This window comes from Pseudoalteromonas espejiana DSM 9414 (assembly GCF_002221525.1).
Lineage (GTDB): Bacteria > Pseudomonadota > Gammaproteobacteria > Enterobacterales > Alteromonadaceae > Pseudoalteromonas > Pseudoalteromonas espejiana.
On the sequence record NZ_CP011028.1, the window covers coordinates 651335 to 674726 of the forward strand.

The following is a 23392-nucleotide window of genomic DNA, read 5'->3' on the forward strand; positions in this document are numbered from 1 at the left end:
CTAAGCGCATATAAAGATAAAATTATGAGTCAGCAAAATTATAATGCCGAAGCCATTGAGGTTCTCAATGGATTAGAGCCGGTAAAACGCCGTCCGGGTATGTACACCGACACCGTACGCCCCAACCATTTAGGCCAAGAGGTTATCGATAACAGTGTCGATGAAGCCATGGCTGGTCACGCCACTAAAATAGATGTGATTTTACACGAAGATAACTCGTTAGAAGTGGTTGACGATGGGCGCGGCATGCCAATAGATATTCACCCAGAGGAAGGTATTCCTGGGGTGGAGCTGATTTTTACCAAGCTGCATGCCGGTGGTAAATTTTCTAATAAAAACTACCAGTTTTCGGGTGGTTTGCACGGCGTAGGTATTTCGGTTGTAAATGCACTTTCGCACCGTGTAGAAGTAACCGTAAGACGCGATGCGCAACAATTTAGAATGGCCTTTGAAAACGGCGACAAAGTAGAAGATTTAAATGTTATTGGCACTGTAGGTAAACGTAACACAGGTACAACTGTGCGTTTTTGGCCAGATGCCAGCTATTTTGACTCAGCTAACTTTTCAATTACTAAGCTAAACCATTTATTAAAAGCAAAAGCGGTTTTATGCCCAGGCTTGCGTATTAAGTTTGTAAATAAGCAAACAAAAGAAACCCAAGAATGGTACTACGAAACAGGCTTAAAAGATTACTTAGTTGAAGCCGTAAAAGGTTTTGAAGTATTACCAAAAGACCCGTTTGTAGGTGAATTTGCAAGCTCAATTGAAGGCGCTGACTGGGCGGTTGTATGGCAGCCTGATGGCGGCGAGTCAATAGCTGAAAGTTACGTTAACCTTATTCCTACTGCGCAAGGCGGTACTCACGTTAACGGGTTACGCCAAGGCTTACTTGAAGCTATGCGTGAATTTTGTGAATTTAGAAACTTACTTCCACGTGGCGTAAAGCTTACTCCTGATGATATTTGGGAGCGCTGTAGCTATGTGTTATCGGTAAAAATGCAAGACCCTCAATTTGCAGGTCAAACAAAAGAAAAGCTTTCGTCGCGCTCATGCGCCGCGTTTGTATCGGGTGTAGTTAAAGACTCATTTAGCTTATGGTTAAACGAGCATACTGATACTGCAGAGCTGCTAGCCGAATTATGTATTTCTAATGCCCAGCGCCGCTTACGCGCAGCTAAAAAAGTAGTGCGTAAACGTGTTACTTCAGGCCCCGCGTTACCTGGCAAGCTGACTGATTGTAGTGCAGCTGATAACGACCGCACAGAACTCTTTTTAGTAGAGGGTGACTCAGCAGGTGGCTCGGCTAAACAAGCGCGCGACCGTGAGTTTCAGGCAATTATGCCGCTACGTGGTAAAATACTTAATACGTGGGAAGTTGAATCAGGGCAAATATTAGCCTCGCAAGAAGTACATGATATTTCTGTGGCGCTGGGTATAGACCCAGACTCAAGTGATTTATCGGGGCTGCGTTATAACAAAATTTGTATACTTGCCGATGCTGACTCGGATGGACTTCACATTGCAACACTGTTGTGTGCCTTGTTTGTACGCCACTTTCCACAACTGGTTAAAACCGGACATGTGTATGTGGCTATGCCGCCTTTATTTAGAATCGATATTGGTAAAGAAGTGTATTACGCCCTCGATGAAGATGAAAAAACCGGTATTTTGGCTCGTATAGAAGCAGAGAAAAAACGCGGTAAAGTAAACGTGCAACGATTTAAAGGCCTGGGCGAAATGAACCCACTGCAGCTGCGCGAAACCACAATGGATCCAAATACACGTCGTTTAGTGCAATTAACACTTGATGAAGAAGAGCAAACCCTAGAAATGATGGATATGCTACTTGCTAAAAAACGCTCATCAGACAGACGCCAGTGGCTAGAAGATCATGGTAATAAAGCACAGGTATAATAGTCTTGTGTTTAACACTTGGAGAGGCAAATGAATAAAATACTAAGAAGTTTATTATTGCTGGGCTTAACTACAGCCCCAGCAATGGCAAATGACATACTAGACAAACTCACCGTAGCGCCGGGGTTTGAAGTCAGCTTATTCGCAGATGATGTTGAAAACGCACGCCAAATAGCGGTTTCTAAAAAAGGCATTGTGTACGCAGGTTCGCGTAAAGCAGGTAACGTATATGCATTAATCGATCATAATAGTGATGGCGTAGCCGATAAAAAAATGTTGATTGCAGAGGGGCTTAATATGCCTTCAGGCTTAGCCATTAAAGACGGCGATTTATACGTAGGTGAAGTACATCGCGTTATTCGCTTTAAAAATATCGACACGCAATTAAAAGACCCTAAATTTGATGTAGTGTATAACGCGCTACCTTCAGATCGTCACCACGGCTGGAAGTTTTTACGCTTTGCGCCAACTGGTGAACTTATTATTCCGGTTGGCGTACCGTGTAATATATGCGCCGAAGATGAGCGTTACGGGCGTATTTTTTCACTTGATGTAGAAACCAAACAAATAAAAACGATTGCACAAGGTGTGCGCAACTCTGTTGGTTTTGACTTTCACCCAAGCACGCAAGCGTTGTGGTTTAGTGATAATGGCCGCGACATGATGGGTGATGACATTCCACCGGATGAAATTAACCGTGTAAGTAAAGAAAATGAGCACTTTGGTTTTCCTTACGTTCATGCAGGTGCCATTGTAGACCCTGAGTTTGGTAAAGGTAAAAACATTAGTGATTACAGTGCACCAGCGATTGCATTAGGTGCTCACGTTGCGCCATTAGGCATTCATTTTTATACCGGCAAGCAGTTCCCAGCAAATTACAAGCAGCAGTTATTTGTAGCTGAACATGGCTCGTGGAACCGTACTAAAAAGTCAGGCTATAAAGTGGCTGTAGCCAATGTAGAGCAAGGGCGTATTACAAAATACACGCCATTTATTACCGGCTTTATGCAAAACGAAACAACATTTGGACGCCCAGTTGCATTTGCACAATTAAATGACGGCAGTCTGCTAATAAGCGACGATTACGCAAACGTGATCTACCGCGTAAGCTATAAGAAAAACTAGGTAAGCTTTAATGAGTGATACAGATACCTTGCTAATGCAAGGAATTGAACAACAAACAATGGGGCGTTTTACCGAAGACGCCTACCTAAATTACTCTATGTACGTAATTATGGACCGTGCATTACCGCATGTAGGTGATGGTTTAAAACCGGTTCAGCGTCGCATTATTTATGCTATGAGCGAGCTGGGTTTATCAGCCGCGGCTAAGTATAAAAAGTCGGCCCGTACGGTAGGTGACGTACTTGGTAAATACCATCCGCATGGCGACAGCGCCTGTTACGAGGCTATGGTACTGATGGCGCAGCCATTTTCGTATAGATACCCGCTGGTGGATGGCCAAGGTAACTGGGGTGCTGCAGATGACCCTAAGTCATTTGCTGCAATGCGTTATACCGAAGCACGTTTATCTAAGTTTTCTGAAGTATTACTTAAAGAGCTAGGCCAAGGTACCGTTGATTGGACGCCAAACTTTGACGGCACCATGGACGAACCGCTGGTTTTACCTGCACGTTTACCGCATATTTTGCTAAATGGCGTAACCGGTATAGCTGTAGGTATGGCAACTGATATTCCACCACATAATGTGCGTGAAGTAGCCAGTGCATGTTGTTTATTACTTGATAAACCTAAAACCGAGCTTGATGAATTACTTGAGCTTGTGCATGCGCCTGATTACCCAACCGATGCAGAAATAATTACCCCCAAAGCCGATATTCATAAAATATATAAAACTGGCCGAGGCTCAATTAAAATGCGTGCGGTTTATACCGAAGAGCACGGCGATATTGTTATTACAGCGTTGCCCCATCAGTGTTCTGGTGCAAAAGTACTCGAGCAAATAGCAGCGCAAATGAATGCTAAAAAGCTGCCTATGGTAGCCGATTTACGTGATGAGTCTGATCACGAAAACCCAACGCGTATTGTTATTGTACCGCGTTCAAACCGTATTAAAGCAGAGCCGTTAATGGCTCACTTGTTTGCCACCACCGATCTTGAAAAAAACTACCGTGTAAACTTAAACATGCTGGGGCTAGATGGCCGCCCGCAAGTAAAAGATTTACGTAGTATTTTAACCGAGTGGCTCACTTTTAGACGCGAAACAGTACGTAGGCGTTTACAACATCGTTTAGACAAAGTGCTGGCACGGTTACATATTTTAGAAGGTCTACTCGCTGCCTTTTTAAATATTGATGAAGTGATTGAAATTATTCGCACAGAAGATAAGCCAAAACCAGTATTAATGGAGCGCTTTGATTTAACCGATACGCAAGCAGAAGCTATTTTAGAGTTAAAACTTCGTCATTTAGCAAAACTTGAAGAATTTAAAATTCGTGGCGAGCAAGACGAGCTTGCCAAAGAGCGTGACAAACTAGAGCTAACACTGGGTTCAGACCGTCGTATGTCAACGCTGCTTAAAAAAGAGATTCAAGAAGCGGCCGAGATGTATGGCGACGATCGTCGCTCGCCGGTTATTGAGCGCGTAGAAGCCAAAGCATTAAGTGAAAAAGATTTAATCCCTTCAGAGTCAGTAACCGTGGTGCTTTCTGATAAAGGGTGGGCACGTGTAGGTAAAGGTCATGATATTGATGTAGAGGGCCTAAATTATCGCGCTGGCGATGAATACAAAGCCTCTGCTAAAGGTAAGAGTAATCAACCTGCGGTATTTTTAGACTCAGCAGGGCGTGCATTTGCAACCGACGCGCACAGCTTGCCGTCGGCACGAAGCCAAGGCGAGCCAATGACAGGGCGCTTTAACCTAACCACAGGCGCTAATTTTGAGCATGTGGTAATGGGAGAAGACAACCAAGTATTACTTATGGCCTCTGACGCAGGGTACGGTTTTATCACCGACTTTAAAGATTTGGTGAGTAAAAACAAAAACGGTAAAGCGTTAGTGAGCGTACCTAAAGGCGGCATTTTACTTTCGCCCATTAGGGTCAACGACGTGGCCACCGATTACTGTATGGCTATTTCTAACGAAGGGCGCATGCTGTTATTCCCACTTCGTGATTTACCAAAACTGGGCAAGGGTAAAGGAAATAAAATTATTTCTATACCAGGTGCCAAAGTACAAGCGCGTGAAGAGTTTGTAAAAGTGCTTGCGGTCGTACCGCAAGGTAGTAGCGTTACGCTGCATGCTGGCAAGCGTAAGCTTACACTTAAACCGAGCGACCTTGAGCATTATCATGGTGAACGTGGCCGTAGAGGTAACAAGCTACCAAGAGGCTTACAGCGCGTAGATGAAGCCGTTGTAGAGTTTACCCCTGCAGATGACGAAACGGATGAAGCAAGCGTAGAAGAGTAAAAAATAGCAAAATACTAAACGGCCTGCTTAGCAGGCCGTTTTTATTTGTGGATAAAATTTCAGCTTACAGCTGTTCGCTATTGTCTCGTGCTCGTCATAAAATAACGTTATAATAGTAAAATGTGCGCAGCAACTAGCGCATTGCACACACATTTTGGAGAAAGAGTTTGTTAGCTGTTATACGTATTTTAATTATTGTGCTGTTTATATTATTAAGCTGCTTGTTTGGTTTGTTGTTGTCAATTGTAAGGCCATTTCATCCAAATAATGTGCACGTGATTGCCGGTTGGTTTGGGTCGATGGCTAAAATGCTAGGCGTAAAGCTGGTATTAAAACGCCACCCTGATGCAGAAAATATTGGCCCTGCGGTATATATATCAAATCATCAAAATAGCTATGACTTATTTACCGTACCAGCCATGGTGCCTAAAAACTGCGTAAGTTTAGGCAAAAAAAGCTTAAAGTGGATCCCATTTTTTGGTCAGCTTTATTGGTTGTCGGGAAATATATTAATAGATAGAGCAAATCGCTCTAAAGCAGCAGGGACTATTTCAAGAGCGGCTGAAAAAATTAAACAAAATGGTTTATCTGTTTGGGTTTTTCCTGAAGGCACTCGCAGCTATGGTCGTGGTTTACTGCCTTTTAAAACTGGCGCATTTCATACTGCTTTAAGTGCAGATGTACCCATAGTTCCGGTATGTATGAGCACAACAGATAAAACTATTAAGCTAAACCGCTGGGATAATGGTACAATTTACATCGAAATGTTAGCGCCTATATCACTTGATAAAAAAGTTGGCGCCCGCGAACAGGCTGCCCAAGTGCATAGTATTATGGCTGCTAAAATAACTGAATTAGATGCTCAAGTGAGAGATAAATAATGGAAAACTGGCGTGAAATAAGTGAAGACATCGTAAGTTCACTACTTGAAGATGGTTCTGATCCTGAAATACTTTACGAAGTAGAGCACCATTTTGTATGTGAAGACTTTAGCAAATTAGAGCAAGCTGCTTTAGCTGCTTTTAAATTAGGCTACGATGTTGAAGAACCTGCTGAACTTGAGCTTGAAGACGGCAGTAAAATTTGGAGCTTTGACATAGTAGTTGAAGCCGAGCTAGACGTTGAAGTAATAATGGAAGACGTTGATAAACTAGCAGCGCTTGCTGTTGAGTGTGACGTTGAATACGACGGTTGGGGTACTTACTTTCAAGAGTAATTTAACCAATTAGTTTTAAGAGGGCGAGCATTGTAAAGTGCTCGCTTTTTTTATGCCTATAAGTCCCATTTGTTACGTCACTTTTAATATTTACTCTCAGTTTTACCGTTTTCGCATGCCTCACATTAAGCTATATACCACCTTTATTGGTATTACCAATTAAATTTATGTTATTGCCAATTTTATTTTGATATAAAAATAATAGTTAAAAAAAGCAGCGTGTTCATTTTTTATTAAGCTTAATTGTTTTTATTGGTAAGTGAGGTTTTTATTTTGCTACTACTTATTTCTTAAATTTAAAAATAATTAATTTTTATTCTTTTTGTGTACCTATTAAGTAACGTGATGATTTTAATATTTAAATAAGCATATAGAAATAAATAATTTAGTAAAACCAATACTTAATTGCTATTAACTAGCTTGTTGACATATTGGTAACAAAAAATATAGCCTTTGTATCGCCATCTGGCACAAGCTTTTGGTAATACCAATTATTGGTTTTATATTTGTTTTTGTAACCAGTTATTTTATTGCCAAAATATTCATACACAAATCAGAAGCCTGATTGAATGGTGTGATCTAAGTTTTAGTGAGTGTCACTAAACTACGTAGTTAGGTTATTTTTATATTCAGGTTTAAAGGAATAAAGATAATGATTAACCATAAAAAATTATTAATTTGTACAGCTCTTACTGCAAGTTCTGCGTTATCGCATGCCGCAACGATTAACAATGCGGGTTTTGAAAGTGGCTTTAGTGAGTGGAATGAAACAGAGCCCGCAGCAATATCTTCAGATGCGTACAGTGGTTCAAAATCGCTAAAAATTCAGGGTAGCCCTGCTCGCGTTTATCAAGTTGTGGATATTCAACCCAACACTGAATATACATTAAGCGCTTATGTACGTGGAAAAGGGCAAATTGGTGTTAACGATTTAAACGGTTTATTTAAAAATAAAACCTTTGATGTTTCTTCATGGACCAAAGTAACTAAAACTTTTACATCAGCAAACACCAATTCATTACAAGTATTTGCTAAGCACTACAACAGCTCTAGCGACGTTCGCTTTGATAGCTTTTCGTTGGTTCAAGGCAGTGGTAGCGACAATGGTGGCTCAGATGGTGGTACTGATAACTCAGGTGGTGGCTCAAATATTCCAAGTAGTATTGCCAGTGGCAGTATATTCGATTTAGAAGGGGATAACCCAAACCCATTAGTTAACAATAGTACGTTAGTATTTGTACCTTTAGAGGCGCAGCACATTACACCTAACGGGAATGGCTGGCGTCATGAGTATAAAGTAAAAGAAAGCTTACGTGTTGCTATGACACAGTCTTATGAGGTATTTGAAGCAACGGTAAAAGTTGAAATGTCTGATGGCGGTAAAACAATTATTTCACAGCATCACGCCAGCGATACCGGTACAATTTCTAAAGTGTATGTTTCTGATACCGATGAGTCAGGCTTTAACGACAGCGTAGCAGGTAATGGTATTTTTGATGTGTACGTTCGTTTGCGTAATACCAGCGGTAACGAAGAAAAGTATGCGTTAGGCACCATTACAAGCGGTGAGTCTTTTAATCTGCGAGTCGTAAATAATTACGGTGATGTAGATGTAAGTGCGCTAGGTAATTCGTTTGGAATCCCTGTAGAGGATGATTCTGAATCTTACTTTAAGTTTGGTAACTACTTACAATCTCAAGATCCGAATACACTCGATAAATGTGGTGAACCAGGTAACTCTAATTCATTTAAAAATTGCTTTGAAGATTTAGGGATTACTCAATCTAAAGTAACGATGACCAATGTGAGTTATACCCGTCAAACAAACTAAGTAGTTATTAATTTATGGCCACTCAATTGAGTGGCCATATTAAAGTAGCGTTAATTTACAACCACTTTTTGTTTTTAAAATACACGCCAATACCACCTGTAAGTACAATTAAAAATATAACAAATGCACTAAATGCATAGGGGTTTTCGGTACCCGGTATACCGCCAACGTTTACACCTAAAAGACCTGTTAAAAAGCCTAACGGTAAAAATAATGCAGCCACAACCGACATTACATACATGCGTTGGTTTAATTGTTCAGACACTTGGTTAGTAATGGTTTGTTGAATAATTTGCGCGCGCTCTATTGCGCTATCTAGCTCTTCTAAATAACGAATAAGTAAATTTGTGGTTTCGTTTAACTTTGCTTTATCGTCATCTAAAAGCCACAGGTATTGGTTATTAACCATTAAAGTGAGTGCTTCTTTTTGCGGTTTTAAATAGCGCTTTAAAGCAATAGTCTGGCGCCGAAGCTGCGATAAACCTTGGTTATCAAATTTTTTACTTGGTTCGTCAATTTCTTCTTCAAATTCATCGAGCGTTTCATCAAGTGAATCAATCACTGTTTGCATACGTGATGTCAGCTTTTGTGTAATTGAGCACACTAATTCTGAAATTGAACTAGGGCCTTTATTCGCATTAAGCTCTGCTAATATATCTTGAATTGATAACAACCGGCGCTTTCGGGTTGTTATAACCACTGACTCACTAATGAATAGGCGAATAGATACCATGTCTTCAGGGCTTTGCGCAGGGTTTAAATTTACGCCACGTAAAAACAACATATGCCCATTGGTGGTGGGCGTTAAACGAGGGCGGGTTTCATCAGCTATTAACGAATCAAGCTCAAAGTCGGTTAAGTGAGATTGCGCCTTTAACCACTGTACCGCCTCTGTTTGGCTGTAATCCATGTGTATCCACAGTTTACCTTGGCTAGGTTGCCAGTTATTTAAATCGCGGGTGTTTTCAATTGCGCGTGCGCCGCCTTTTTCATCAAGCACCAATGCGTGTAGTAAACCATTAATCATCTTTAAACTCTTATAATAGTGTATTTCTAATACAGTTAACTATAGTGTATCTACTTAGCTGCTTACAAACTTACCTTTATTTTTAATAAGTTAAGTTTATTTTACAAAATATACGCAGAGTATTTATGTGCAATAAAGCAGCTATAGCCTGTAATCAGCAAGGGGCGCATTGTGTGAATAGTTCCCATAAAAGATCAATTTAATTTTCTCATCGACTAGATAAATTTATTTCGTTGGTGTTTTTTCACCCGTAGCGTATAAGTCACTTTTTTATTAAGGGCACATTTATGACAGCAAAGATCACAGTTGGTTGGCGTGAGTGGTTAAGTTTACCCGAGCTTGGCATCGAGAAAATTAAAGCAAAAGTTGATACTGGCGCCCGCACTTCATGTATTCATGCAATTAACATTGAAGAGTACGAAGAGGGCGGTGAAAAGTGGGTAAAATTTATAGCCCAGCCTTTGCAAGACGATGAGCAAACACGCATTACTTGCAAAGCAAAGGTTAAAAAAATTAAGGCCGTAACCAGCTCTAGTGGGCAAAAAGAGTTACGGTACTTTATAGAAACAACATTGCATGCAGGGCAGCACAGCTGGCCAATAGAAGTCACTTTAACGAGTAGAGCAACAATGAAGTTTAGAATGTTACTAGGGCGTACAGCCATGGAAAATCGTATAGTCGTTGATCCGGCTTTATCTCATTTATTAGATAGTTAAGGTTTTAACTATGAAAATTGGTATTTTATCTCGCAACAGAAATTTATATTCAACTCGCCGCTTAATTGAAGCGGCAGAGGCACGCGGTCATGAAGTTAAAGTGATTGATGCGCTTCGTTGTTATATGAATATAAACTCAGAGCAGCCAGAAATTCACTATCGCGGTGAAAACTTAAAAGAATTTGACGCTATTGTCCCGCGTATTGGTGCATCAGTTACATTTTATGGCTGTTCTGTTTTACGTCAGTTCGAAATGATGGGTGTTTACCCTGTTAACGAATCGGTGGCTATCTCTCGTTCGCGCGATAAATTACGTTCGCTTCAGTTACTTTCACGCAAGGGCGTAGGCATGCCGGTAACCGGTTTTGCAAGCAAACCCGATGATGTTAAAGACTTACTTGAAATGGTAGGCGGTGCACCTGTAGTTATTAAGCTACTTGAAGGCACACAAGGTATTGGTGTGGTACTTGCCGAAACGCGCAAAGCGGCTGAAAGTGTTATTGAAGCGTTTATGGGCTTAAAAGCCAATATTATGGTTCAAGAATATATTAAAGAAGCTGGCGGTGCCGACATTCGCTGTTTTGTATTAGGCGATAAAGTAATAGCAGCCATGAAACGCCAAGCTCAGGAGGGGGAGTTCCGTTCAAACCTTCACCGTGGTGGTAGCGCTACACTTGTACGCATTACACCAGAGGAGCGTAAAACGGCTGTAGCTGCAGCAAAAGCAATGGGCTTAAATGTAGCGGGTGTTGACTTACTTCGCTCATCTCGTGGACCACTGGTAATGGAAGTTAACTCTTCACCAGGCCTTGAGGGTATTGAAGTAGCAACAGGTAAAGATATTGCGGGCATGGTAATCGACTTCATCGAAAAAAATGCTGCTATTAAAGGAACAGCAACTCGTGGCAAAGGTTAAAATTAACCGTCCTTTTACCTTATTAGGTGAAAGCGTAGGCGTAGGTGAGCGTAAAACACTTGCCTTGGAGGCTGCAAAACTCTACACCCATTCACCGCTTAATATTCCTATTGAGGTGGTTAATGGTGTGATGGAAGGCCCTGTACTTATGGTATGTGCAGCTATTCATGGTGATGAGCTAAATGGTGTAGAAGTTGTACGTCAGCTGCTCTCTAAAATAGATGCAAGCCAACTGCGCGGAACCATCATTGCGGTGCCTATTGTTAATGTGTTTGGCTTTATTCATAAATCGCGGTATTTACCCGATAGACGTGATATGAACCGTAGTTTTCCGGGCTCTGAGCGCGGATCGCTAGCTGGGCGTATGGCACATATGTTTTTTAATCAGGTGGCGGTACATTGTACTCACATTATTGATTTACATACCGGTGCCATTCATCGTACTAACTTACCGCAAATACGCGCCAATTTAGAAGATGAAGCAACAGCGGATATGGCTAAAGCATTTGGCACACCAGCGGTAATAAACGCATCCCTGCGTAATGGCTCGCTAAGAAGTGAAGCCGCTAACTTAGGTATACCGGTTATTACTTACGAAGCCGGTGAAGCACTTCGCTTTGATCCTATTGCTATTGCAGCAGGTGTGCAGGGGGTGGATTATGTAATGCGTCATTTAAAAATGATCCGTGGTAAACGTCCTAAAAAACTACCAGAACCTATTATTGCAGGGTCTACAAGTTGGATACGTGCTGAGGTAGATGGCATTGTGCGCGCACAAGTATCGCTTGGTGAGCATGTAGAAAAAGGCCAAGTGCTGGCATATATAAGTAGCCCTTTAGGGGATTCTGAGCTTGAGCTTTTAGCGCCTAAAGGCGGTATTGTAATTGGTCAGCAAACTATGCCATTAGTAAACGAAGGAGATGCAGTATTCCACCTCGCTTACTTTGCAAATGACAATAGCTTAGTAGAGCAGCAACTAGAGCATTTTATTGACGAAATAAATGATTTAGATGAAGAGCTTAAAACAGCTGAGCTAAATAACTAGTCTTAATTGTGGTTAGTTAAGTATTAAAAAGCCGCAGTAGGTAATTTACCTACTGCGGCTTTTTTGTGAATATGACTTTTTAAACTATGTCTTTTTAGGGCCTATAATGCGCTTAATTGCCGGCGCTTTAGTAGGCTTAGGCTCTTTTTTTAATACCATTACAGGGCGAGTAACAAATAGGTTATTTGGGTATACAACTCTGTGCCCATCTACATGCTCAAGCACGACGTTCATTAAGCCTAGCTCAACAATACGTCCTTCTACATGGTTTGCACCATCAACAATACGTACCCAGTAGCCAACATGAAAATCGTTCTGAATAAACATTAATAAAAAGGCGGTAAGGTTACTTAGTAACGACCAAGCAGCAAATAAAGCGACTCCTAACATAGCAAACAGCGATGAGCCTAAAACTAATAATCCGCGCAGTTCTATACCCCAAAATATCAATACTAAACACAGCACTACAAACGCGAGTATTACTTTTAATAGCAGTTCAGCTCTAAATTTACGATGAACATCTACTTTGCCTTTAATGGCTTTTTCGAGCAGCTTTTTAGTTATTTTTAATAAAAGAGGAAAAAGTAAAATGGCAATAAGGGTAACAATTAATTTATATTGCGTACCCATTAGCTCTAAAAGCGCAAACAATTCCAAAGTGTGCTCCCATGCTATTTATAAGCGAGTTTAAAGCGCTAGTTTAGCGCTTTCGTATGTTACTCGCTATTTAAAAGGTGTTTTTGACGCTAACTAACCACTGCACCGAATCAACATCGTCGTAGCTATCTAGAGGCGCTGCAATATCAATGTGGATCATGGTGCCAGAATTTGCTCTGCTTGGCGCTAAGCGCAGCCCAATACCGACATTTTTTAAAACATGATCGTTCTCGCCATTGTCTTCATCATTAAACCAAGCGCGGCCTACATCTAAAAAACCTGCTGCACCCACTTTAAATAGTTGCAGTAAATCGTATTCCCAGTAATAGCGTTTTTCTAAACTAACTAAAAAGCTACGATCGCCATGTTGGTAATCCATTGGGTAGCCGCGCAAACCTGTTTCGCCGCCTAATGTAAGCTGCTTATCGGCCGTTAAATTTTTAGCGTACTGCGCGCGGGCTTTAACATACCAAGACTGATCAACGCTGGTATTTAAATAATACTGAATTTGGCTGGTGGCTAAAAAGTTTTCTAGCTGTTTGTGTTCTTTATTCCAGTAGCCATCAAGCTCGGTACTAAAGCGCCAAAGCGTTCTGTCGGTAGTAAAGTGCGCTTTTTTAGCTTTAAAAGAATACACTGCACGGGTGTCGTCGTTACTTACAGATTCGTCTGAATAGCCTAATAGTGCTTTTATATTCCAACCTAAATTTAGATCTTCAGTGCGTGAAATACTGTCAAAGTTACGTACTTTTATGTAGCTGTCTTCAAACCAGTGCCCACTAATATAGGGGTAACTCAGCTTTCGGTTTTGAGCAAGCGGGGCAAAGGTGGTATCAATTTCTTCAAAGCTGTCTTCTTGGTTTACGTAGCCAAGCGTTAGGCGCTGCGTCCAACTGTCACTCAGTGCTTTTGAGTGACCTAAAAAAGCACTAAACAGATCGGTTGTTTGATCAAACTCGCTGTATTCATCACCACGGCGATACAGTGATTCTTCTCTTTGCTCAGAAAAGCTTTTAATACCATAACTATAAGGCGTATCTATGGCATAAAACGGGTAGGTGAGTTCTAATAAATGGCGTTTACCGTCGCTGTTGTCGGCATATTCTAAACGACCACGGTAGCGGGTTGATAAAATATTAGGGTCATCGTACACAAACAAGTAACCGTTACGATCGCTGTCGGTTGTGCGAGCAAGCGATAAACGTTTACCCCACCCAAATAAATTAGACTCTCGAAAGCCAATACTCGATTTATTTTCGCCCCCGCTGCGGCTAAAGCTTATTTCGGGTAATAGGGTCCATAAATCGCGAGTGACTACCGTTACGTCTACGTTGCCGTCGCAGTTTTCTGCAGCGCTTATTTGCGCGTCATATAAATAGCTTTGGCGGCGTAATAAACGCTCTGACTCAGCGAGTTTTTTTGCGTTGTATTTATCGCCTTGTTTAAACAGTAAAATATTACTAATAACATCGGGCTCGGTTTGAATATGGGCGCGATTAGCAAAGCGAAAAAGTGCGTTATTTTCTTCTTCAAGCTCGGTATTAAATACATTAAGTTGGGTTAGCGTAATTGAGGCTATTTGCGCATCACTGCGGCTATTAACGAGTGCAGTTTTGTCTTCTACTTCTCGGCGCAGGTTTTTATTTTTTTCTAAATGAGCTTGAGTGAGTGGGCAAGTGTCGGTTTTATCAGGCGCTTGCTGGGCAATAACGCTAGGCACGAAAAAGCTTAAAGCACTTAAGCTAATAAAGCATTGGGCCATCCATTTCTTATTCACCATTAAACCTCTTTACTGCTACGTAGCAACTGCATATCGTAATATCAGCTTACATCATTGTTATTACAATGTAAGTAAAAGGTATGGATTTTGAAACGAATTAATTGTTACTTGCTTACACGTTTGTTAATTAAGGCTTTGTAGTGTATTTATCACTCAAAATTAGCTTAAATAAAAGGCAAGAGCCGCTAATAAGTGCTCGGCCTCTAGGCCTTCACCGTTAATCCAAATACTTTCGCTGTAGTGTTCAAAGTTTAAATTAAACGTATGTTGTTGGTAGCTAAAGCGAACTTGATGGCGATCTGCACCTGCTGAATACTCACTAATAGTAATATCATCTGCGTGCAAAAATAGTGTGCTCCACAACTCAAAGTCTTCATCGTGTGGTGGCTCTACAGGGCTAACTACAATGCATTTATGGGCGTGATCGTATTCTATTTGAGTCATAGGGTTCTTAATTGGTCGCTAAGTAATTGCGAATTGCAGTTAAAAATTCGCCGCCATATTTATTTAATTTGGTAAAGCCCACTCCCGACACTTTTAAAAACTCGCTGTCGTTTGTAGGGATTAACTGCGCCATTTCGGCTAACGTTTTATCGTTAAATACAACATAAGGCGGTACGTCATCGGCATCAGCGAGTTCTTTACGTAAGGCGCGTAGGCGGGCAAATAGTTTTTTATCGTAATTAAACTGGGCAAGTTTGTCTTGGTAAACGTGTTTAGCTTGTAAGCGAGGTTCAGCCATTTGCAGTGCGTATTCACTTTTAAGTACGGCGCGGGCTGCTTCGGTTAAGCGAAGTGATGCACCTTGCGTTATATCTTGGCTTAGTAAACCCTGATGAATAAGTTGGCGCAAAATACTAAGCCAAAACTCACTGCTTTTATCTTTACCTATGCCGTATGTACTTAATTCGTGATGGTTGTTGTCGCGTATGCGACTGGTATTTGCGCCGCGTAATAACTCAACAATATAACCTAAGCCAAAACGCTGCCCAGCCCGGTAAACACACGAAAGCGCCTGTTGCGCTACTAATGTGCCATCAAAGCTTTTTGGCGGATTTATGCAAATATCGCAGTTACCACATTGCTCGCGTTTGTACTCACTAAAGTAATTAAGGAGAATTTGACGTCTGCAGGTTTGTGCTTCGGCAAAACTTGCCATAGCGTTAAAGCGCTGCTCTTCTACGCGGCGGCGCTGTTCATCGTCTATATCTTCAAAAAAGCGCCTAACGCGGCCAATATCGGCAGGGTCAAAATACATTATGGCTTCGGCGGCGAGTCCATCACGACCAGCACGCCCGGTTTCTTGATAGTAGGCTTCTATACTTTTTGGAATATCGTAATGCAATACAAAGCGCACATTCGGTTTATTTATTCCCATACCAAAGGCCACGGTTGCAACCACTATCTGTATGTCGTCGCGGGCAAATCCCGTTTGTACAAATTGGCGCTGCTCGTTACTCATACCTGCATGGTAAGCAGCTGCATTAAGCCCTGCATCTGCCAGTTTTTCGGCAATGTCGTCTACACGTTTACGGCTGGTGCAGTAAATAATACCGCTTTGATTTTTTTGCTCTTTTAAATAGCGCAGTAGTTGCGCCATAGGTTTGAATTTTTCTTCTAGTGTGTAACGAATATTAGGTCTGTCGAAACTGCCGGTATGGATATAGGGGTGTTGTAGTTTTAATTGTTCAACTATATCAAAGCGAGTGGCTTTATCGGCTGTGGCAGTAAGTGCCATCATAGGTACATGAGAAAAACGTTGTTTAAGCTCGTTTAATCTAAAGTAATGGGGTCTAAAATCGTGGCCCCAATGGGATACACAGTGCGCTTCGTCTATGGCAAAGAGGCTTACATTTAGGTGCGATAAACGCTCTAAAAAGTCACGTTGCAATACTTTTTCAGGGGCTACATATAATAGTTTAATTAATCCCTGATGGAGCTGTTGATACACTAACTGCTGTTCTTCTCGCGCTAGGCTATTATTAACGTAAGCTGCTTTTACACCCAGTGCCTGCAGCTGTGTTACTTGGTCTTGCATAAGCGATATAAGCGGAGAAATAACCACGGTAACGCCTTCAAGTACTAAAGCCGGAACTTGGTAGCACACTGATTTACCACCGCCTGTTGGCAGTAGTACTAAGGAGTCTTGGCCGTTTATAGCTGCGTCGATCACTGCTTTTTGGCCATCACGAAACTCACTGTAACCAAACACTTGTTTGAGGACAGTTTCGGGTTTACGCACGAGCGTGCTAGGTGTAGGCGTTAATGTATTCATCGGCGGCTATTTTAGAGTTTTTTTTATAGGATGTCTTTAACTTAGCGATAAATGATTTAAGTTAGTGCCTCGTAGTTTTGCCCAAGTTATGCTTTACTCATCGTACCAGTGTTACATAGAGAATAATAATGAATAAAGAAATGTTAATTGAACAAGTAGGCGCGCTGTTTGTAAATGGTATGCCATTCAATCAGTTTTTAAATATCTCGGTAGAGTCGCTTAGCCCAGAGCAAGCTAAAATAAGCTTTCCTTGGCAGGACGTATTTATTGGTAATCCTGCGCAAAAAATTCTCCATGGTGGCATTATTTCAGCTGTGCTTGATAATGTAGGCGGCATGCTTGCTGCTGCCAGTGTAATCGATAAATTAACCGATATAGATATGCCAAGCGTACAGCAAAAACTTGCCACTTTAGGCACTATTGACTTGCGCACCGATTACTTACGCCCAGGCAAAGGGGAGCACTTTATTGCGAGTGCCACACTCATTCGTTCAGGTAATAAAGTATGCGTGTGCAGAATGGAGCTACATAATGAAAAGTCAGTACAAATAGCGTTTGGTACAGGTACGTATTTAGTGGGGTAAAGCCGCTAATTAAGTACTGCTAAATAAAATACTTTGCCTTGCGTTTAGGTTTACTCACCTCAAAATAAATCACTTAATTATATGAATTGATATAAACTGTCGGCCTTTTAGTATTAGTAAGTATTATTTATGTCGATGGAAAACGAGCAGCGTAAAGGTGGTATTTTTGCTTGCCTAGCCTTTTTAATGTGGGGCCTCGCGCCTATTTATTTTAAGCAAATTCAGCATGTTTCGGCCTTTGAAATTTTAACGCACCGTGTGGTGTGGTCTGTCGTTTTTTTAGTGCTTGTGGTGAGTGTACTCAAGTATTGGGATAAGGTTAAGCGCATTGTAGTGCAGCCCAAAATTATGCTTATGTTAGTACTTACATCGTCTATATTGGGCTTTAATTGGGGTTTGTTTATATGGGCGGTTAATAACAACCATATGCTTGATGCCAGTTTAGGTTACTACATAAACCCGCTACTTAACGTTTTGCTGGGCATGCTATTTTTAGGCGAGCGCTTGCGTAAACTACAGGGGTTTGCGGTATTTTTAGCGTTTGCAGGAGTGGTACTGCAACTTGTAAGTTTTGGCTCGTTCCCTGTGGTGGCATTTTCATTGGCTACCTCATTTGCAATTTATGGTTTATTACGCAAAAAGCTGCCTGTAGAGGCACTCCCAGGTATTTTACTTGAGGCGCTCATACTGCTGCCTGTTGCGTTAATTTATTGGTGGGTCATGGCGCCAACGCCTACCTCAGATTTAATTGTGAATGATTGGCATACCAATGCACTACTCATTAGTGCTGGTATTATTACTACCTTACCACTACTTTGCTTCACTGGGGCCGCTAAACGTCTGCAGTACACAACACTTGGCTTTTTCCAATACATAGGGCCAAGCTTAATGTTTATGCTAGCAGTGGTATTTTACGATGAGGTGTTTGATGCCGAGCGAGTGATTACGTTTGCGTGTATTTGGAGTGCCTTAGCAATATTTACGTGGGATTCGTATCATCAGTCGCGCAAACGTAAAAAGGCGGCAATTACAGCCGCCGAGGTATAGGTGTTACAGCCTAGCTAACTACCTTATTACGGCCGGTTTCTTTAGCGTCATATAGCTTTAAATCGGCCTGCTTTAGTAATTCATCTATTTGGTAAATTGGGCCACTTGCAAAGCCAATTGAAATGGTAAATTTAATTTTCTCTTGGCTAAACTCTTGGCTGTTTAATTCTATAAATTGCCTAAAGCCTTCTAATCGCTTTAATGCTTGCGCTGTTGTGGTTTCGCTAAAATAAACCGCAAACTCTTCTCCGCCCAAACGAGCTACCAACTGTTTTTCAAAATACTTTTTAAAGCATACCGATAAACCTTTTAATACATCGTCGCCAGCATCATGACCATAAGTGTCATTAATTGATTTAAAGTGGTCTATATCAAGCATGGCTAGTGCGCCATCACTATTTAATTTTTTTAGGTGTTTTAGTGACTTGCTCGACTCTTCAAAAAAGTAACGTCGGTTTGGTAATTTGGTTAAGTAGTCGGTGTTAGCTTGTCGCTTTATAGTGGCTATTTGCTCAAGCATGTCGACGTTTTGACTAAGCCGACAATAAAATTCTTCGCTATTAAAAGGTTTATGTAAATAATCGTTAGCACCATTTTTTAAAAATAGACTCGAAAGTGCCGATGAATCAGCGCCAGAAATGCCAATAATGGCTTTCTCATCATTGCTATAGAGCCGGCGTATTTCTGCGCATAACTCATCGCCATTCATGTTAGGCATTTCGTTATCGGTGATAATAACCGATACATCTTTTTGGCTTTCCAATACTTCTAGTGCTTGTTTACCATCTTTGGCTTCAAGAATTTGATACTTGTGGCGCTTGAGTAAACTACAAATATATTTACGTGTTGATGTTGAGTCATCAACCACTAAAACTTTAACATTTTCATTACGAGGTAGGCGTTGTAATTGCTTTTCAAGGTATTGATAGGCTTGTTTATTTTCTTTTATTATGTAATCGATAATAGGGTGTTTTTCTACTGTATCGCGGGTTTGTTTATCGATATTGCCGGTCATTACTATGGTTGGGATTTCTGCAGCGATAGTGCAGGGGATTGCTTCACCTGCGGGCGCGTCAGGTAAAATAAAGTCTACAACAGCGCAAAAATAGCTGTTTTGCTCAACAAGCTTTTTTGTTGCCTCTAAAGACTCTGCTATATCTACTTCGTAGCCTACCTTTAGCGCAATATGCTTTTGCACACGCGCTATAGTAGGCGTATCTTCAACTATTAATATTCTTCGCGTCACATAGTTACCTTGTTTAATATTTTGCAAAAGTATTTGCTAATACAAGTTGTAACTGCTAAAACGCAAAAAAGCAAATAACTTAGTGGCTTACAAGCTATCTGATTCTGAATAATAGTCTTGGCTAATGGGTGCTGGCCCTGACATTTTTGAACGACCAAACAAAGTATGAAACTTTGTTTTACAGGTGGTAAGTTTAAGGTATTTAACCCAAGCTTTTTCTATTGGGTTTGCAGCTTCTTGAGCACCAAAGGCTACTGCAACAAACTGTTCTTGGTAAGCATTTTGAGGTGCTAGCGTTTTATTATACAAACCTTTTAACACAACACCGTGTTGCTCTAGTATGCTAGCTTCTAATAAAGTGAAATTTCCGCTGCGGCTAAATCCGCGAGGAAAGTTTTGATCATCATAAAATTGACGTTGGCTCACAAACGCTTGGCGAAGTAGTGAAATATCATTGCTCATAGCTTAATCCTCATACCTAGTTTATTGGTGGAGTATGATGCAAGTTTGGCAATTTATTAAACAAGTTATTTTTATCGTGAGGATAAAAAATTGGATATAGATTTATTAAAAACATTTGTAGAAGTTGTACGAACTCGTCACTTTGGTAAAGCAGCCGAAAACCTTTATATTACTCAATCTGCGGTGAGTTTTAGAATTCGACAACTTGAGCAAGGCTTAGGCGTTAACTTGTTTATTCGCCAGCGCAATAATATTCAATTAACAGCGCCAGGCGAGCGTTTACTTCCGCACGCTAAAATGATTATTACCGGTATGCAGCGTGCAAAAGTCGATGTAGCGCTTGCCGATAATATGCATAAGCAAATCAGCTTGGCGGGTACGCCTAATATATGGGATGCCTTTTTACAATTTGGTATTACTAATATTGTATCGGCTATGCCGGGTGTATCTTTGGTTGCTGAAGTAAAAGCACAGCAAGAGAGTACGCGTTTGCTATTAGAGCGCACACTCGATTTAGCGATTTTATTCGATCCTCCTAAAGTAGATGAATTAGTAGTGGAGCGAATTTGTGAACTGCCTATTATTCCGGTAAGTGGCTACGATACAGCAACCAATGAAAACTTTTTTGATAACCAATATGTTTATGTTGACTGGGGAACCACCTTTTCACTTTGGCACGCGCGCCAATTTACGGGTAAAACTCCGCCTTACTTTAGAACCAGCACCGGACGTATTGCACTGGATTTAATACTACAGTGTGGTGGCAGTGCATTTATTCCTGAAGTTCTGGTTGAGTCGCACCTCGAAAAAGGTGAGTTATTCCATATTAAAGATGTAGAACACACCTCGCGTGATATTTTTGTGGCATACCATAGAGATAACGATCAGAAAGAATTAATAGAGACGCTTATTAATTTATTACCAAAAATAAATACACTTCACCTTCTTGATGAAAGCTAAATACGAACTATGATTTTATTAAAGTCAAATAGGTACAGTTTTGTATATTAAATATTCATGTCGTTTTGTTTTCAGATTTAATTCACTTTTATTAAAATAAAAAGACAAAAATGTTTCCTTTGTAATATATCTGTCATTTAACAGTGACAAACTGCAGCTGTTTTAAAAATTAGTCTTGTGATTATCGAGGAAATAGCATGAAATTTGTAAAATCGAGCTTATGTGTCGCTTTATTAAGTGGTTTGTCTTTCAACGCTTTTGCAGACGTTGATGTATACGGTAAAGCTAATGTTACTGTGCAGTCGTCTGATGATGGTGAAGGGTCTTTCACTGAAATTAAAAGTAACGCATCTCGCTTTGGCCTAAAAGGTTCTGAAAAAATAACAGATGGCTTAGAAGCAGTTTATAAGTTTGAGTTTCAAGTAGATGTGTCTGATGCTGACTCAAAAGGCGATAACGACGACAACATTTCTGCACGTAACCAATATGTTGGTTTAAAAGGTGCTTATGGTCAGGTTGTTGTTGGTCGTAACGATACAGCACTTAAGCAGTCTCAAGGTAAAATGGATTTATTTAACGACCTTGAAGGCGATATTAAAAACGTATTTAAAGGTGAAAACCGTTTAGGTGATTCAATCACTTACACTTCTAAAACATACGAAGGCTTTAAAGTACTTGCTACATTTATTGCTGAAGACGATGTAGATGCAGACAACGGTTATTCAATGGCGGTTACTTACGGCGACTCAGCTCTTAAAAAGAGCGCGGTATACGCATCGGTTGCGGCTGATAGCGAAGTTAACGGCTACGACGTAGTTCGTGCGTCAATCCAAGGTAAAGTTGAGAGCTTTAAACTAGGTGCAATGTACCAAACGCAAGAAAAAGTAGATGGCAGTGCAGAAGCTGACGGTTACTTACTAAATGCAGCTTACAGCATGGGTAAAAACACCTTTAAAGTACAATACCAAGCAATGGACTTTGACGATAGCGAAGATAAAACAGCGATTTCTGTAGGTGTTGATCACAAGTTTAATAAAAACATCAAAGTATTTGGTTTTTACTCAAGCTTTGATATGGACAACAATGTTGACCAAGATTACTTAGGCCTAGGAATGGAATACAAGTTTTAACCAAAGGTTAAAACACTCCCTTTTTAACCGCGCTCCTTTGAGCGCGGTTTTTTTTGCTTTAAATTATTTACTTACCCGCCCATAATAGAGCTTCGTTTGGAATGAGGTGCAAGTCCTCAACTATTCCCGTAACTGTAATTAGCAAACTGCTTTAAGTCAGATACAAACGAGTAATACTAATAAGCATAAATAGCAGAAAAATTTAAGACGTTAATTTATTAACGTTAAATTGGCTCTATATTTAAGTTGGTTGGTATAAATTTTAACGAGCGGGTTTACTCATATTTTTATTAATGCACTATTTTTGTGCTGTTAGTGAGTGCACGCCTACCAAGGACTCACTATTGCACACTGAATCAGCGCCTAATGCGGCTCTAGTAAACGTTGAAAATGTTTCGTGGAGGGCGGCCAACAAAAGCATCTTAAACAATATTAATTTGCAAATACCGTCAGGCAAGTTTGTTGGGTTAATAGGCCCAAATGGGGCTGGTAAGTCGAGCTTGTTACGTTGCTTATATCGCTTTAATAGGCCAACGTTAGGCAAAATCACCTTTAATCAACAAGATATATGGCAACTCAAAAGTGAAGATTACGCCAAGCATGTGGCTGTAGTTTTGCAGGAAACGCCCTCTCAATTTAACCTTTCTTTATATGATGTAGTTGCACTTGGGCTTACCCCTCATAAATCGTTATTTAGCTCTACAACGCAAAGTGACAAACAAAAAATTACCCAAGCAATTGCCACTGTTGGGCTTGAGCAACAGTGTAATCAAAGTTTTGAGTCGCTCTCTGGCGGCGAAAAGCAACGCGCTCTAATTGCGCGCGCAATAGTGCAGCAGCCGCAGCTGCTAATTATGGACGAGCCAACTAGCCATTTAGACGTTAAATACCAAATACAAGTAATGGAGCTGGCTAAATCGCTAGGTGTAACGGTATTTGCGTCATTTCATGATTTAAATCTTGCCGCTGCAATGTGCGATGAACTAGTTGTTATTAAAAAGGGCGAAATTACGCATACTGGTACGCCTTTGCAGGTACTTAGCGAAAATATGCTCGCCGAGGTTTTTGAAGTTTGCGCACAAGTAACTCATCACCCGCAATTATCAAAATCGGGGAGTAGCATTCCTCACATCACTTACTTTTATGGTTATTAATA

The 23392-nt window shown here is 40.7% G+C and carries 21 protein-coding genes and 1 riboswitch; of the genes, 14 read left to right on the forward strand and 7 right to left on the reverse strand.

What is annotated here, in order from left to right; genetic code table 11:
• The first annotated feature begins 24 nt into the window (after positions 1-24).
• From parE to PESP_RS02950, 6 genes are all read left to right on the forward strand, one after another.
• Positions 25-1914 (forward strand): DNA topoisomerase IV subunit B, encoded by a 1890-nt coding sequence (parE, locus tag PESP_RS02925; RefSeq protein ID WP_089346700.1) that lies wholly within the window; start codon positions 25-27, stop codon positions 1912-1914.
• Between the two features lie 30 nt (positions 1915-1944).
• Positions 1945-3039, forward strand: coding sequence for a PQQ-dependent sugar dehydrogenase (locus PESP_RS02930; protein WP_089346701.1), 1095 nt, complete (start codon positions 1945-1947; stop codon positions 3037-3039).
• 10 nt (positions 3040-3049) lie between these two features.
• Positions 3050-5344 carry a DNA topoisomerase IV subunit A gene (gene parC / locus PESP_RS02935; protein WP_089346702.1) on the forward strand — a complete coding sequence of 765 codons (2295 nt, stop codon included), beginning with the start codon at positions 3050-3052 and terminating at the stop codon, positions 5342-5344.
• A 167-nt stretch (positions 5345-5511) separates the two neighbouring features.
• A complete protein-coding gene (locus PESP_RS02940; protein WP_089346703.1) occupies positions 5512-6225 on the forward strand; it encodes a 1-acylglycerol-3-phosphate O-acyltransferase in 714 nt (237 codons plus the stop codon).
• Positions 6225-6560 carry a ribonuclease E inhibitor RraB gene (gene rraB, locus PESP_RS02945; protein ID WP_004587970.1) on the forward strand — a complete coding sequence of 112 codons (336 nt, stop codon included), beginning with the start codon at positions 6225-6227 and terminating at the stop codon, positions 6558-6560. Before PESP_RS02940 ends, rraB begins: the two co-directional genes overlap by 1 nt.
• A gap of 652 nt (positions 6561-7212) precedes the next feature.
• Positions 7213-8391: a polysaccharide lyase family 7 protein gene (locus PESP_RS02950; protein ID WP_089346704.1), complete on the forward strand. Its 1179-nt coding sequence runs from the start codon at positions 7213-7215 to the stop codon at positions 8389-8391.
• Positions 8392-8446: 55 nt separating this feature from the next.
• On the opposite strand, the gene PESP_RS02955 is transcribed toward PESP_RS02950, so the two are convergent.
• A complete protein-coding gene (locus tag PESP_RS02955; RefSeq protein ID WP_089346705.1) occupies positions 8447-9418 on the reverse strand; it encodes a zinc transporter ZntB in 972 nt (323 codons plus the stop codon).
• 287 nt (positions 9419-9705) lie between these two features.
• Here PESP_RS02955 and PESP_RS02960 point away from each other — a divergent pair, with 287 nt between their 5' ends.
• The 3 genes from PESP_RS02960 to PESP_RS02970 are packed head-to-tail and all read left to right on the forward strand — an operon-like array spanning position 9706 to position 12095.
• Positions 9706-10134, forward strand: coding sequence for an ATP-dependent zinc protease family protein (locus tag PESP_RS02960; protein WP_089346706.1), 429 nt, complete (start codon positions 9706-9708; stop codon positions 10132-10134).
• Between the two features lie 10 nt (positions 10135-10144).
• The gene (gene rimK, locus PESP_RS02965; protein WP_058549486.1) at positions 10145-11050 is read left to right on the forward strand and encodes a 30S ribosomal protein S6--L-glutamate ligase; all 906 of its coding nucleotides are present in this window, start codon (positions 10145-10147) and stop codon (positions 11048-11050) included.
• A complete protein-coding gene (locus PESP_RS02970; protein ID WP_089346707.1) occupies positions 11037-12095 on the forward strand; it encodes a succinylglutamate desuccinylase/aspartoacylase family protein in 1059 nt (352 codons plus the stop codon). The genes rimK and PESP_RS02970 overlap by 14 nt, the downstream gene beginning before the upstream one ends.
• A gap of 84 nt (positions 12096-12179) precedes the next feature.
• Here the strand turns inward: PESP_RS02970 and PESP_RS02975 are convergent, their stop codons facing one another.
• The 4 genes from PESP_RS02975 to recQ form a co-directional block, all read right to left on the reverse strand.
• Positions 12180-12725, reverse strand: a complete 546-nt coding sequence (locus PESP_RS02975) for a mechanosensitive ion channel domain-containing protein (protein WP_371862725.1) — start codon at positions 12723-12725, stop codon at positions 12180-12182.
• Between the two features lie 97 nt (positions 12726-12822).
• Entirely contained in the window at positions 12823-14532 is a 1710-nt protein-coding gene (locus PESP_RS02980; protein ID WP_089346709.1) for a ShlB/FhaC/HecB family hemolysin secretion/activation protein, read from the reverse strand.
• A 159-nt stretch (positions 14533-14691) separates the two neighbouring features.
• The gene (locus tag PESP_RS02985) at positions 14692-14976 is read right to left on the reverse strand and encodes a DUF3630 family protein (RefSeq protein WP_089346710.1); all 285 of its coding nucleotides are present in this window, start codon (positions 14974-14976) and stop codon (positions 14692-14694) included.
• A gap of 7 nt (positions 14977-14983) precedes the next feature.
• On the reverse strand, positions 14984-16807 hold the full coding sequence (recQ, locus tag PESP_RS02990; protein ID WP_089346711.1) for a DNA helicase RecQ: 1824 nt from the start codon (positions 16805-16807) through the stop codon (positions 14984-14986).
• Positions 16808-16935: 128 nt separating this feature from the next.
• Between recQ and PESP_RS02995 the strand changes: the two genes are divergently transcribed.
• A complete protein-coding gene (locus tag PESP_RS02995; protein ID WP_174694372.1) occupies positions 16936-17391 on the forward strand; it encodes a thioesterase family protein in 456 nt (151 codons plus the stop codon).
• 129 nt (positions 17392-17520) lie between these two features.
• A complete protein-coding gene (rarD, locus tag PESP_RS03000; RefSeq protein ID WP_089346712.1) occupies positions 17521-18438 on the forward strand; it encodes an EamA family transporter RarD in 918 nt (305 codons plus the stop codon).
• A 10-nt stretch (positions 18439-18448) separates the two neighbouring features.
• Here rarD and PESP_RS03005 read toward each other — a convergent pair whose 3' ends face one another.
• Both PESP_RS03005 and PESP_RS03010 read right to left on the reverse strand, forming a co-directional pair.
• Complete coding sequence (locus tag PESP_RS03005; RefSeq protein WP_089349090.1) at positions 18449-19684, reverse strand: response regulator; 1236 nt, start codon at positions 19682-19684, stop codon at positions 18449-18451.
• Positions 19685-19771: 87 nt separating this feature from the next.
• Positions 19772-20146 carry a MaoP family protein gene (locus PESP_RS03010; RefSeq protein WP_089346713.1) on the reverse strand — a complete coding sequence of 125 codons (375 nt, stop codon included), beginning with the start codon at positions 20144-20146 and terminating at the stop codon, positions 19772-19774.
• A 90-nt stretch (positions 20147-20236) separates the two neighbouring features.
• Here PESP_RS03010 and PESP_RS03015 point away from each other — a divergent pair, with 90 nt between their 5' ends.
• The 3 genes from PESP_RS03015 to PESP_RS03025 all read left to right on the forward strand — a co-directional run bounded on the left by PESP_RS03015 (position 20237) and on the right by PESP_RS03025 (position 23390).
• Positions 20237-21106, forward strand: a complete 870-nt coding sequence (locus PESP_RS03015; RefSeq protein WP_089346714.1) for a LysR family transcriptional regulator — start codon at positions 20237-20239, stop codon at positions 21104-21106.
• 197 nt (positions 21107-21303) lie between these two features.
• Positions 21304-22236 carry a porin gene (locus tag PESP_RS03020; RefSeq protein WP_089346715.1) on the forward strand — a complete coding sequence of 311 codons (933 nt, stop codon included), beginning with the start codon at positions 21304-21306 and terminating at the stop codon, positions 22234-22236.
• 58 nt (positions 22237-22294) lie between these two features.
• Positions 22295-22422: riboswitch (cobalamin riboswitch) on the forward strand.
• Between the two features lie 158 nt (positions 22423-22580).
• Positions 22581-23390 (forward strand): ABC transporter ATP-binding protein, encoded by an 810-nt coding sequence (locus tag PESP_RS03025; RefSeq protein ID WP_089346716.1) that lies wholly within the window; start codon positions 22581-22583, stop codon positions 23388-23390.
• Positions 23391-23392: the final 2 nt, after the last annotated feature.